Source organism: Streptomyces sp. NPDC096152, assembly GCF_044763235.1.
Lineage (GTDB): Bacteria > Actinomycetota > Actinomycetes > Streptomycetales > Streptomycetaceae > Streptomyces.
Map to the genome: position 1 here is coordinate 382,833 of NZ_JBIWFW010000001.1, position 12,890 is coordinate 395,722.

Below are 12,890 nucleotides of genomic sequence, written 5' to 3' on the forward strand. Positions count from 1 at the left end.
GACCGAAGGCCCCCGGAACCGTACGGCTCCGGGGGCCTTCGTCCACGTCTGTCACCGGGGCTCCGTAGACTGGCCCCGTGAGCGACCTCCCCCGGCACGACGACGCGCAGCCCGACCCCCTCGACTCCTTCGACGAGATCGTCTCGGCCGAGACGACCCGCGACCCCGACCTGGCGGTGATCGAGGCCGGCAGCCGCACCCTGCGCACCCAGGGCGGCCCGCCGTCTGCCGAGGTGCCGGCCCGGCCGGAGGACCCCGAGGTCGACAAGGCCCTGCGCGAGGTCGAGGGTGAGCTGGCCGGCCGCTGGGGCGAGACCAAGCTGGAGCCCTCCGTCAGCCGCATCGCCGCGCTGATGGACGTCCTGGGTGAGCCGCAGCGGTCGTACCCGTCGATCCACATCACCGGCACCAACGGCAAGACCTCCACCGCCCGCATGATCGAGGCCCTGCTCGGCGCCTTCGAGCTGCGCACCGGCCGGTACACCTCGCCGCACGTGCAGTCGGTCACCGAGCGGATCAGCCTGGACGGCGCCCCGATCACCGCCGAGCGCTTCATCGAGACGTACCAGGACGTCAAGCCGTACGCGGGGATGGTCGACGCCGCGCAGGAGTACCGCCTGTCCTTCTTCGAGGTGCTCACCGGCATGGCCTACGCCGCCTTCGCGGACGCGCCCGTCGACGTGGCCGTCGTCGAGGTCGGCATGGGCGGCACCTGGGACGCCACCAACGTGATCGACGCCGACGTGGCCGTGGTGACCCCGATCGACCTGGACCACACCGACCGCCTCGGCTCCACCCCCGGCGAGATCGCGGGCGAGAAGGCCGGAATCATCAAGCAGGGCGCCACCGTGATCATGGCGCAGCAGCCCGTGGACGCGGCCCAGGTGCTGCTGAAGAAGGCCGTCGAGGTGGACGCCACCGTGGCCCGTGAGGGGCTGGAGTTCGGCGTCGTGGCGCGGCAGGTCGCCGTCGGCGGCCAGCTGCTGACCCTGCGCGGCCTCGGTGGCGAGTACCCGGAGATCTACCTGCCGCTGCACGGCGCCCACCAGGCGCACAACGCCGCGGTGGCGCTCGCCGCGGTCGAGGCCTTCTTCGGTGTCGGCGCCCAGCGCGCCGAGCCGCTGGACGGCGAGACCGTCCGCAAGGCCTTCGCGTCCGTCGCCTCACCGGGCCGCCTGGAGATCGTGCGCCGCTCGCCCACCGTCGTCCTGGACGCCGCCCACAACCCGGCGGGCGCCCGGGTGACGGCCGAGGCGATCGGCGAGGCGTTCGACTTCAGCCGGCTGATCGGCGTGGTCGGCGCGAGCGGCGACAAGAACGTGCGGGGCCTGCTGGAGGCCTTCGAGCCGGTCTTCGCCGAGATCGTCGTGACCCAGAACTCCAGCCACCGCGCGATGGACGCCGACGAGCTGGCCGCGATCGCCGTCGAGGTGTTCGGCGAGGACCGCGTCCAGGTCGAGCCCCGGCTGCCGGACGCGCTGGAGGCCGCCATCACGCTCGCCGAGGAGGAGGGCGAGTTCGCGGGTGGCGGTGTGCTGGTCACCGGGTCCGTCATCACCGTGGGTGAGGCCCGACTGCTCCTCGGGAGGGGCTGACATCTCGTGCGTACGCTCTGTTCCTCGACCCTGATCGGCGAGTTCTTCGTCATCGGCTTCGCCGCGCTGGTCGCGATGAAGGACCCGGACCTGTCCACCGCGACGGTGTGGACCGTCAGCGGCGCCGCCATGCTGCTGAGCGTCCTGCTGTGCGGCGTGGTGACCCGCCCCGGCGGCGTGTACCTCGGCTGGGCCCTGCAGCTCGCGCTGATCGCCTCCGGCATCGTGGTGCCGATGATGTACTTCCTGGGCGTAATCTTCGCGGCGCTGTGGTGGGCCTCGGTGCACTTCGGCCGGAAGGTCGACGCGGCCAAGGCGAGATTCGCCGCCCAGGCCGGGGCCGCCTCCTCCGAGGCTGACGCTGCGTAACAGGGCCGAGGACACGCCCTGTAACCTCGTCCCACCGCACCCTTGTCAGGAGAAGGAGTCTCCCCGTGACCCAGCGCACCCTCGTCCTCCTCAAGCCCGACGCCGTCCGTCGTGGCCTGACCGGCGAGATCATCAGCCGTATCGAGCGCAAGGCCGGCTGGCAGATCACCGCGCTGGAACTGCGCACCCTGGACCAGGACACCCTGGAGCAGCACTACGGCGAGCACCAGGGCAAGCCCTTCTACGAGCCGCTGGTGGAGTTCATGTCCTCCGGCCCGGTCGTGGCCATGATCGTCGAGGGTGAGCGGGTCATCGAGGGCGTGCGCGCCCTGGCCGGCCCGACCGACCCGATCGCCGCCGCACCCGGCTCGATCCGCGGCGACTACGGCGTGATCGTCCGGGAGAACCTGATCCACGCCTCCGACTCCGAGGAGTCCGCCGCGCGCGAGGTGAAGATCTTCTTCCCCGGCCGGGCCTGAGTCCCCTCACCCGACCAGCGCACGGCCGACACGGCTGTCTTCTGACGCCGCGTCAGCCTGACGACCCGCCTGACCTGGGGCGGCCGGAAGAAATCGGCCGCCCCGGGGCATATCCGCGCCGATCGGGGGAACGCGTGCCCCCGATGGCCCGTCTCCGGAAGCGAGCCGGTACGCCATCTGCTGACAATGGCGGAGACCCTCGCGCAGTGTTCGTGCAGGCGCGTCTACGATGGAAGCCTTCACGTCACAGCACCCACCTCGCCGTACCTGAAATGCCCTCAAAAGCTCCCAGGGAAGGCCAGACGAATCCTGATGGGGAACTCAATGTCGTTCATCGGCCGTGACATGGCTGTCGACCTCGGGACCGCCAACACGCTGGTGTACGTCAGGGGTCGCGGGATCGTACTCAACGAGCCGTCCGTCGTCGCGATCAACACGAACACCGGTGGAATTCTCGCGGTCGGCGCCGAAGCCAAGAAGATGATCGGCCGCACGCCCGGCAACATCGTCGCCGTCCGTCCGCTGAAGGACGGCGTGATCGCCGACTTCGAGATCACCGAGCGGATGCTGCGCTACTTCATCCTGAAGATCCACAAGCGGCGGTATCTGGCCCGGCCGCGGGTCGTCGTCTGTGTGCCCTCCGGCATCACCGGCGTCGAGCGCCGTGCCGTCATCGAGGCGTCGTCCCAGGCCGGCGCCCGCCAGGTGCACATCATCGAGGAGCCCATGGCCGCGGCCATCGGCTCCGGCCTGCCGGTCCACGAGGCCACGGGCAACATGGTGGTGGACATCGGCGGCGGCACCACGGAGGTTGCGGTCATCTCGCTCGGCGGCATCGTCACCGCCCAGTCCATCCGCGTCGCCGGCGACGAACTGGACAACGCGATCATCCAGCACGTCAAGAAGGAGTACTCGCTCCTGCTGGGTGAGCGGACGGCCGAACAGATCAAGATCACGGTCGGTTCGGCGTACGAACTGGACACTGACGAGCACACCGAAATCCGCGGCCGGGACCTCGTCTCCGGGCTGCCGAAGACCGTCGTCATCTCGGCCGCCGAGGTCCGCAAGGCGATCGAGGAGCCGGTCAACGCGATCGTGGACGCGGTCAAGACGACCCTCGACAAGTGTCCGCCGGAGCTGTCCGGCGACATCATGGACCGCGGAATCGTTCTGACCGGCGGCGGAGCGCTGCTGCGCGGTCTGGACGAGCGGCTGCGCCGGGAGACCGGTATGCCGATCCACATCGCCGAGGACCCGCTGGACAGTGTGGCGCTCGGATCCGGCAAGTGCGTCGAGGAGTTCGAGGCGCTCCAGCAGGTCCTGGACGCCCAGCCGCGCAGATGACGCAACTCTTCGATTCCGCCGTGCGAGACGTTCTCCTCTCGTGCGGCGGATCGTTGATATAGAGGCATAACATCCCCCAAACGGGCTCCACGGGCCGGTGTTTCCGGCATTGCCGGCCCGGTCGGCGTTCTCCGGGCCATTCGGGTCATGCGGGTTGTCCGGGGCGTTCACGTCGTCCGGCTCGTCTGGGGGCAATACCCGATTCCTATGAGGAAGGCACGGCCGCCGCACGTGAGGGACACGAAAGAGAGCCGGCTGCTCCTGGTACTGCTGATCGCCATCGCGTTCGCGTTGATCACGGTGGACATCCGCGGGGGGCAGAACTCCCCCGTGGACGGCGCACGGCAGGCCGCCGCCACCGTCTTCGGCCCGATCGAGAACGGCGTGTCGGCCGCGGTGAACCCGGTCGGCAACGCGGTCTCCGCGGTCCGAGACTCCGGTGAACGGCACGACCGGCTCGCCGCCCTGGAGAAGGAGAACGCCGCCCTCAAGGCCCGGCTCGGCAGCGACGACCGCAGCCGCAGCCGCCTCAAGCAGCTCGACAAGATGCTGAAGGTCGCGGGCCAGGGCCAGTACGGCATCAAGGGCGCCGAGGTCATCGCCATAGGAGCCGCCCAGGGCTTCTCCTGGACCATCACCATCGACGTCGGCGCCAACGACGGCATCAGGCGGGACATGACCGTCCTCAACGGCGACGGCCTGGTCGGCCGGGTCACCACCGTCGGCCCCGACTCCGCCACCGTACTGCTCGCCAACGACCCCGACTTCACCGTCGGCACCCGCATGGAGAGCAGCGACGAACTCGGCTTCGCCTCCGGGCAGGGCGACCGCCCGCTGCGCGTGCAGCTGCTCAACGGCAAGGCCGACGTGAAGAAGGGCGACCGCCTGGTCACCTTCGGCTCGCAGGCCGACCGGCCCTTCGTGCCCGGCGTGCCGGTCGGCGTCGTCTCCCGCGTCGACCCCTCCGGCGGCGACCTGACCCGCACCGTCTACGTCACGCCGTACGTCGGCTTCAGCAAGCTGGACATCGTGGGCGTGGTCGTCGAGGCCCCGAAGAAGGACCCGCGCGACGAGGTCCTGCCGCCGAAGCCCAAGCCGACCCCGACGCCGACGGTGACCGTGACGGCCACCCCGTCCGCCGACGCGACCGCCACCGACCAGCCGCAGCAGTAGGAGCTCGAAGTCCCATGCGTCTCAACCGGATCCTGCTCTCCAGCGCTCTGGTCGTCGTCGCCCTGGTCGTCCAGGTGAGCGTGCTGTCCCGGCTGCACCTGCCGGGCGCCGTGCCCGATCTGCTGCTGCTCACCGTCCTCGGCCTGGCGATGGTCTACGGCCATGTCGGCGGCGCCCTCGTCGGCTTCGGCGCCGGGCTGCTCGCCGACCTCGTCCCGCCCGCCGACCACGCCGCCGGCCGCTACGCCCTCGTCCTGTGCGTCATCGGCTACTGCGCCGGGCTCATCAAACCGGAGACCGGGCAGGTCAAGTCGGCCACCGGCCCCATGGCCGTGGTGGTCGCCGCCGCGATCGGCTCCACCCTGCTGTACGCCGGTGTCGGCGCCCTCGTCGGCGACACCGCCGCCCGCCATGTCGGCCTGGCCGGCCTGCTGTTCACGGCCGCCCTGTACGACCTGCTGCTCGCGCCCTTCGTGGTCCCCGGCATCATGGCGCTGGCCCGCCGCGCGGAGAACGACCCGTTCGCCGAGACCACCGGCGCGGCCGGCAAGGCCACCGACATCTCCGCCGGCTGGCTCTCCGCCGGCACTGGTCTGCGCATCGGCGGCCAGCGCAACGGCCTGCGGGTCAAGGTGGCCCGCGCCCGCACCGCCCGGGCCGGCCGCATCAAGGGGGTCAAGCGGCTGTGAATCCACGGCAGTCGGCCGCAGCCGGCCGCACGGCTCCGCCGTGTCCGGCCGATACGGCCGAGACAGGTACGACCACGACCCGCACGCCCGCGCACCACCGCGCTCACCCGGAGAGGGGGAGGCAGCCGCAGTGACCAATATTCCCGAGACCGGTCGGACCCCGCGGGTCCAGACCCGGCTCGTCGTCGTCCAGATCCTCGTCCTCTCCCTGCTCGGCACCCTCGGCGGCCGCCTGTGGTTCCTGCAGATCCGCAACGGCGCCGAGTACCAGAAGGAGGCCTCCGGCAACCACGTCCAGCAGGTCGTCCAGCCCGCCGTACGCGGGTCGATCCTGGACGCCCGCGGCGTCCCGATCGCCGACAACGAGACCCGCCTGGTGGTCTCCGCCTCCCGCACCGACCTGCTGAAGCAGAAGGACGACGGCAAGGCGGTTCTCGCCAAGCTCGGCGCGGTCCTCGGGATGGACCCCAAGGAGGTCGAGCAGAAGGTCCGGCTGTGCGACGCCCAGACCCCGCAGCCGTGCTGGAACGGCTCGCCGTACCAGCCCATCCCCATCACCGACGAGGCCACCCCGAAGCAGGCCCTGCAGATCCGAGAGCGCGCCGAGGACTTCCCCGGCATCACCGCCGAACCGGAGGCCGTGCGCCGCTACCCCGCGCCCGGCAAGTCCAACACCTCCCAGGTGCTCGGCTACCTCTCGCCGGTCACCGACGGCGAGATCCAGCAGGCCAAGGACACCGAATCGCCCTATCTGCGCTCCGACATGGTCGGCCGCTCCGGTCTTGAACGCCAGTACGACAAGGAGCTGCGCGGCAAGGCCGGCGTCACCCGCTACGAGGTGGACAACCTCGGCCGGGTCATCGGCAAGGCCCGGTCCGACGCCGCCGAGCCCGGTTCCAACCTCGTCACCTCCATCGACTCCCGCGTCCAGCGGGTCGCCGAGTACCAGCTGGACAACGCGATGAAGGTCGCCCGGCAGCAGTTCGACAAGATCACCGGCGAGAACTACAAGGCCGACTCCGGCGCCGTCGTGGTGATGGAGGCCAAGACCGGCCGCATCGTCGCCATGGCCTCCAACCCGACGTACGACCCGAACGTCTGGGTCGGCGGCATCTCCGCCAAGGACTACAAGGCGCTGACCGGCAAGGACTCCGACTACCCGCTGCTCAACAGGGCCATACAGGGTCAGGCGGCGCCCGGCTCGACGTTCAAGGTCGTCTCCACGGCCGCCGCCGTCCAGGCCGGCTACGTCTGGGACGGCGACTATCCGTGCACCAGCTCCTACTCCGTCGGCGGCCAGGTCTTCAAGAACTTCGAGGGGGAGAACTTCGGCCCGATCTCGCTCGGCCGGGCGCTGGAGGTCTCCTGCGACACCGTCTTCTACGGCCTCGCGGACCGCGAGTGGAAGAGGGACGGCGGCATCAACCCGAAGAAGGGCCAGCCCAAGGACTACTTCTTCAAGACCGCCCACCAGTTCGGCCTCGGCAAGGAGACCGGCGTCGACCTGCCCAACGAGGTCACCGGCCGCGTCCCCGACCGCCAGTGGAAGCTGAACTACTGGAAGGCCAACAAGGACGCCTGGTGCAAGAGCGGCAAGAAGGACGGCTCGTACGTGGAGAAGATCGCGTACGAGAACTGCCTCGAGGGCAACAAGATGCGCGAGGGTGACGAGATCAACTACTCCATCGGCCAGGGCGACACCCTCGTCACTCCGCTCCAGGAGGCCGTGATCTACGGCGCCGTCGCCAACGGCGGCACCATGTACCAGCCGACCATCGGCAAGGCGGTCGTCAGCGCCGACGGCAGGACCGTCCAGGAGATCAAGCCGAGGAAGAAGGGCAGGCTGCCGGTCAGCCAGGCCACCCTCAAGGGCATGAACGACGCCTTCGCCGGGGTCATCACCCGCGGTACCGCCGCCTGGAAGTTCGGCGGCTGGCCACAGGACAAGATCGCCCTGCACGCCAAGACCGGCACCGCCGAGGTCTACGGCAAGCAGACCACGTCCTGGCTGGCCACGTACTCCAAGGACTACACGGTCATCATGACCATCGCCCAGGCCGGTACGGGTTCCGGCGCCTCCGGTGAGGCCGTGCGCAACATCTACAGCGCCCTGTACGGCGTCCAGGCCGACGGCTCGATCGACAACAAGAAGGCCCTGCTGCCCAGCCCGGAGAAGAGCCTGCCGAAGATCCAGCCCGACGGCTCGATCAAGGCGCCCAAGGTCTCCAAGGACCCGGCGGAGGACCAGCAGGCCACCGAGAAGGGCGACACCGCCCCGGACGGCCAGCAGACCCCGGCGACCAGCCCGTCGCCCACCACAGGCAACCGCGACACCCGCAGGCGAACGCGGAAGAGGGGAAGCCGGAGGATCCTCACATGACCGGCGCGAACAGCTTCTCCGTCTCCGGATACGGCCCCGAGCGGGCCGGGTGGACCCGGGTCTTCGCCCGCGACTCGATAGCCCGCCGGCTCGACTGGCCGATGCTGCTGTCGGCGCTCGCGCTGTCGGCGATCGGCTCGGCCCTGGTCTTCTCGGCCACCCGCAACCGGACCGAGATCAACCAGGGAGACCCGTACTACTTCCTGCTCCGGCACCTGATGAACACCGGCATCGGGCTCGCCCTGATGATCGGCACGGTCTGGCTCGGCCACCGCGCCCTGCGCAACGCCGTGCCGATCCTCTACGGCCTGTCGCTCTTCGGCATCCTGCTGGTGCTCACCCCGCTCGGCTCCACGGTCAACGGCGCGCACTCGTGGATCGTGTTCGGCGGCGGCTTCTCGCTCCAGCCCTCGGAGTTCGTGAAGATCACGATCATCCTGGGCATGGCGATGCTGCTCGCCGCCCGGGTCGACGCGGGCGACAAGCCGTACCCCGACCACCGCACGGTCGTGCAGGCGCTGGGCCTGGCCTCGGTGCCGATCCTGATCGTGCTGCTCATGCCCGACCTCGGGTCGGTCATGGTGATGGTCATCATCATCCTCGGCGTGCTCCTCGCCTCCGGCGCCTCCAACCGCTGGGTCCTCGGGCTCATCGCCGCGGGCGCGACCGGCGCGATCGCGGTCTGGCAGCTGCACATCCTGGACGAGTACCAGATCGCCCGCTTCGCGGCCTTCGCCAACCCCGACCTCGACCCGGCGGGCGTCGGCTACAACACCAACCAGGCACGCATCGCCATCGGCTCCGGCGGCCTGACCGGCGCGGGCCTGTTCCACGGCTCGCAGACCACCGGCCAGTTCGTGCCCGAGCAGCAGACCGACTTCGTCTTCACGGTCGCGGGCGAGGAACTGGGCTTCCTCGGCGCCGGTCTGATCATCGTCCTGCTCGGCGTGGTGCTGTGGCGGGCCTGCCGCATCGCCCGCGAGACGACCGAGCTGTACAGCACGATCGTCGCCGCCGGAATCGTCGCCTGGTTCGCCTTCCAGGCCTTCGAGAACATCGGCATGACCCTCGGCATCATGCCGGTCACCGGTCTGCCGCTGCCGTTCGTCTCCTACGGCGGCTCGTCGATGTTCGCGGTGTGGGTGGCGGTCGGGCTGCTCCAGTCGATCCGGGTGAAGCGGCCCATGTCGGCCTGAGCCCGCGGGCCGGACCAGCCGCGCCCTCCAGGGGCAGTGGGGAGCGGGGCAGTGGGCCCCGAGGCCCACTGCCCCGATCGCCGCGCTGCGACTAGATTCGGTTCATGGCGGACACCAAGCGCGAGATCGAGCGGAAGTACGAATCCGACGAGAGCGGTCTGCCGGACCTGACCGGCGTCGGCGGCGTCGCGGCCGTCCTCGACAAGGGCGTCGCCGAACTGGACGCCGTCTACTACGACACCGCCGACGAACGCCTCGCCGCCGACGGTCTCACCCTGCGCCGCCGCACCGGCGGCTCGGACGCGGGCTGGCACCTGAAGTTCCCGGTCGCCCCGGACGTGCGCGACGAGATCCGCGCGCCCCTGTCCGACACCGTGCCCGACACCCTCGCCGGGCTCCTCCGCTCCCGTGTGCGCGGCGCCGAACTCCTGCCCCTGGTCCGGCTCCGCTCCCAGCGCGACGTCCGCCACCTGGTCGACGCGGACGGCACACTGCTCGCCGAGGCCAGCACCGACGCCGTACGCGCCGACCGGCTGACCGGCGACGGCGGCTCGGCCCAGTGGACCGAGATCGAGGTGGAACTCGCGGACGGCGGCGACCCCCGCTTCCTCGACCGGGTGGAGAAGCGGTTGCGCAAGGCGGGCGTACGGCCCTCCGCGTCACCCTCCAAACTCGCCCGCGCCCTCGCCGAGACCGCCCCGGACCGGCCCCCGGCACGCGAGGAGACCGCACCCGTCACCGCCGGCGACCACGTCCTCGCCTACCTGCGCGCCCAGCGGGACGCCGTCGTCGCGCTTGACCCGGCCGTGCGCCGGGACGTCCCCGACTCGGTGCACCGGATGCGGGTCGCCACTCGCCGGATGCGCAGCGCCTTCCGCAGCTACGGCAAGATCCTCGACCGCACGGTCTCCGACCCGCTCGGCGCTGAGCTGAAGTGGCTCGCCGGCGAGCTCGGCCTCGACCGCGACCAGGAGGTCCTGACCGAACGCCTCACCGCCGACCTCGACGCCCTCCCCGCCGAGCTGGTCTCCGGACCCGTGCGCGACCGCCTCACCGCCTGGTCGCGGGAGCGGCGCGGCGGCTCGCGCCGCCGGCTCCTCGCCGTCCTGGACGGCCCGAGACATCTGGTCCTGCTCGACGCGCTGGACGCCGTGCTCGCGGACCCGCCGCTGCGTCCGGCGGCCGCCGGCAAGCCGTCCAAGGCCATCGCCACAGCCGTACGCAAGGACTTCGCCACCCTCGCCCGGCTGCTCGACCACGCCCTGGAGCTGCCGCCCGGTGACGAGCGCGACGTCGCCCTGCACGAGGCACGCAAGAAGGCCAAGCGCGCGCGGTACGCGGCGGAGGCCGCCCTGCCCGCGCTCGGCGACCCGGCCGCCGCCCTGGTGCGCTCCGCCAAGACCCTCCAGGGCCTGCTCGGCGACCACCAGGACAGCGTCATGGCCCGCCTCGCCCTGCGTGAGCTCGCCGCCCGGGCGGAAGCGGCGGGGGAGAGCGCCTTCACCTACGGACTGCTGTACGGACGGGAGGAGCGGCGGGCGGCGGACGTGGAGGCGGAGCTGCCCGGAGCCCGGGGGACGCTCGGCGCGGGGGCGGCCGGCTGAGCGTACGGGGCAGCCCTCCGACCGGGTTACGCTAGATGGTCACCCCTGTCAGCTCACGAAGGTTTGCGAGATGCCTGCCGAAGCCGCCGAGTCGGTGTTCCCGCAGCTCGAAGCACTGCTCCCGCATGTGCAGAAGCCCATCCAGTACGTCGGCGGAGAGCTCAACTCCACGGTCAAGCCGTGGGAGTCCTGTGACGTCCGCTGGGCGCTCATGTACCCCGACGCCTACGAGGTCGGCCTGCCCAACCAGGGCGTCATGATCCTCTACGAGGTCCTCAACGAGCGGGAGGGCGTCCTGGCCGAGCGCACCTACAGCGTGTGGCCGGACCTGGAGGCGCTGATGCGGGAGCACGGCGTCCCGCAGTTCACGGTGGACAGCCACCGGCCGGTGAAGGCCTTCGACGTGTTCGGCCTCTCTTTCTCCACGGAGCTGGGCTACACGAACATGCTCACGGCCCTGGACCTGGCGGGCATCCCGCTGGAGTCCAAGGACCGGACGATCGACGACCCGATCGTGCTGGCGGGCGGCCACGCGGCCTTCAACCCCGAGCCGGTCGCGGAGTTCATCGACGCGGCGATCGTCGGCGACGGCGAGCAGGCCGTGCTGGACATGACCCGGATCATCCGGGAGTGGAAGGCGGAGGGCCGCCCCGGCGGCCGCGAGGAGGTCCTCCTCCGGCTGGCGAAGACGGGCGGGGTCTACATCCCGGCGTTCTACGACGTCGAGTACCTCGCGGACGGCCGTATCGCCCGCGTGGTCCCCAACAGGTCGGGCGTCCCGTGGCGCGTGTCCAAGCACACGGTCATGGACCTGGACGAGTGGCCCTACCCCAAGCAGCCCCTCGTCCCCCTGGCCGAGACGGTCCACGAGCGCATGTCGGTCGAGATCTTCCGCGGCTGCACGCGCGGCTGCCGCTTCTGCCAGGCCGGCATGATCACCCGCCCGGTGCGCGAGCGCTCGATCACCGGCATCGGCGAGATGGTCGACAAGGGCCTGAAGGCGACCGGCTTCGAGGAGGTCGGCCTGCTGTCCCTGTCCTCCGCGGACCACAGCGAGATCGGCGACATCGCCAAGGGCCTCGCGGACCGCTACGAGGAGGACAAGATCGGCCTGTCCCTCCCCTCCACCCGGGTGGACGCCTTCAACATCGACCTCGCCAACGAGCTGACCCGCAACGGCCGCCGTTCCGGACTCACCTTCGCCCCCGAGGGCGGCTCGGAGCGCATCCGCAAGGTCATCAACAAGATGGTCTCGGAAGACGACCTGATCAGGACGGTCTCGACGGCGTACGGCAACGGTTGGCGCCAGGTGAAGCTCTACTTCATGTGCGGCCTGCCCACGGAGACCGACGACGACGTCCTCCAGATCGCCGACATGGCGACGAAGGTCATCGCCAAGGGCCGCGAGGTCTCCCGCTCCAACGACATCCGCTGCACGGTCTCGATCGGCGGCTTCGTCCCCAAGCCCCACACCCCCTTCCAGTGGGCCCCGCAGCTCTCCGCCGAGGAGACGGACGCCCGCCTGGAGAAGCTCCGCGACAAGATCCGCGGCGACAAGAAGTACGGCCGCTCGATCGGCTTCCGCTACCACGACGGCAAGCCCGGCATCGTCGAGGGCCTGCTCTCCCGCGGCGACCGCCGCATCGGCTCGGTGATCCGCGCGGTCTACGAGGACGGCGGCCGCTTCGACGGCTGGCGCGAGCACTTCTCCTACGACCGCTGGATGGCCTGCGCGGACAAGGCGCTGGCCCCCTTCGGCGTCGACGTCGACTGGTACACCACCCGCGAGCGCACCTACGAGGAGGTCCTCCCCTGGGACCACCTCGACTCCGGCCTCGACAAGGACTGGCTCTGGGAGGACTGGCAGGACGCCCTCGACGAGACAGAGGTCGACGACTGCCGCTGGACCCCTTGCTTCGACTGCGGGGTGTGCCCGCAGATGGATACGGCCATACAAATCGGCCCGACCGGCAAGAAGTTGCTGCCTCTGACGGTCAAGAACGCAGGTCAGGCGCCGGCTTCGAGCGGTCACACGCACTGAGGTGGGCGGGTCACTCGATC

General features: G+C 70.5%; 10 protein-coding genes. All 10 read left to right on the forward strand.

What is annotated here, in order from left to right:
* Positions 1-77 precede the first annotated feature (77 nt).
* The 10 genes from ACIQ9G_RS01690 (at position 78) to ACIQ9G_RS01735 (ending at position 12,870) form a co-directional block, all read left to right on the forward strand.
* On the forward strand, positions 78-1,595 hold the full coding sequence (locus ACIQ9G_RS01690; protein WP_403604693.1) for a bifunctional folylpolyglutamate synthase/dihydrofolate synthase: 1,518 nt from the start codon (positions 78-80) through the stop codon (positions 1,593-1,595).
* Positions 1,596-1,601: 6 nt separating this feature from the next.
* Positions 1,602-1,964, forward strand: coding sequence for a DUF4233 domain-containing protein (locus tag ACIQ9G_RS01695; RefSeq protein WP_403604696.1), 363 nt, complete (start codon positions 1,602-1,604; stop codon positions 1,962-1,964).
* A gap of 65 nt (positions 1,965-2,029) precedes the next feature.
* Entirely contained in the window at positions 2,030-2,443 is a 414-nt protein-coding gene (gene ndk / locus ACIQ9G_RS01700) for a nucleoside-diphosphate kinase (RefSeq protein ID WP_403604699.1), read from the forward strand.
* Between the two features lie 324 nt (positions 2,444-2,767).
* Positions 2,768-3,787: a rod shape-determining protein gene (locus ACIQ9G_RS01705; protein ID WP_356180712.1), complete on the forward strand. Its 1,020-nt coding sequence runs from the start codon at positions 2,768-2,770 to the stop codon at positions 3,785-3,787.
* Positions 3,788-4,018: 231 nt separating this feature from the next.
* Positions 4,019-4,960, forward strand: coding sequence for a rod shape-determining protein MreC (gene mreC, locus ACIQ9G_RS01710; RefSeq protein ID WP_403604702.1), 942 nt, complete (start codon positions 4,019-4,021; stop codon positions 4,958-4,960).
* 14 nt (positions 4,961-4,974) lie between these two features.
* Entirely contained in the window at positions 4,975-5,649 is a 675-nt protein-coding gene (gene mreD, locus ACIQ9G_RS01715; protein ID WP_403604705.1) for a rod shape-determining protein MreD, read from the forward strand.
* Positions 5,650-5,779: 130 nt separating this feature from the next.
* On the forward strand, positions 5,780-8,029 hold the full coding sequence (mrdA, locus tag ACIQ9G_RS01720) for a penicillin-binding protein 2 (protein WP_403604708.1): 2,250 nt from the start codon (positions 5,780-5,782) through the stop codon (positions 8,027-8,029).
* Positions 8,026-9,225 (forward strand): rod shape-determining protein RodA, encoded by a 1,200-nt coding sequence (gene rodA / locus ACIQ9G_RS01725; RefSeq protein WP_403604711.1) that lies wholly within the window; start codon positions 8,026-8,028, stop codon positions 9,223-9,225. Before mrdA ends, rodA begins: the two co-directional genes overlap by 4 nt.
* A gap of 104 nt (positions 9,226-9,329) precedes the next feature.
* Positions 9,330-10,829, forward strand: coding sequence for a CHAD domain-containing protein (locus ACIQ9G_RS01730; protein WP_403604714.1), 1,500 nt, complete (start codon positions 9,330-9,332; stop codon positions 10,827-10,829).
* A gap of 70 nt (positions 10,830-10,899) precedes the next feature.
* Positions 10,900-12,870, forward strand: a complete 1,971-nt coding sequence (locus tag ACIQ9G_RS01735) for a TIGR03960 family B12-binding radical SAM protein (protein ID WP_403604717.1) — start codon at positions 10,900-10,902, stop codon at positions 12,868-12,870.
* The last annotated feature ends 20 nt before the right edge of the window (positions 12,871-12,890 follow it).

Coding starts and splice junctions, on each gene's coding strand:
- mreD (WP_403604705.1), top strand. CDS start 4,975: ATGCGTCTCAACCGGATCCTGCTCTCCAGCGCTCTGGTCGTCGTCGCC.
- ACIQ9G_RS01730 (WP_403604714.1), top strand. CDS start 9,330: ATGGCGGACACCAAGCGCGAGATCGAGCGGAAGTACGAATCCGACGAG.
- ACIQ9G_RS01735 (WP_403604717.1), top strand. CDS start 10,900: ATGCCTGCCGAAGCCGCCGAGTCGGTGTTCCCGCAGCTCGAAGCACTG.
- rodA (WP_403604711.1), top strand. CDS start 8,026: ATGACCGGCGCGAACAGCTTCTCCGTCTCCGGATACGGCCCCGAGCGG.
- ACIQ9G_RS01705 (WP_356180712.1), top strand. CDS start 2,768: ATGTCGTTCATCGGCCGTGACATGGCTGTCGACCTCGGGACCGCCAAC.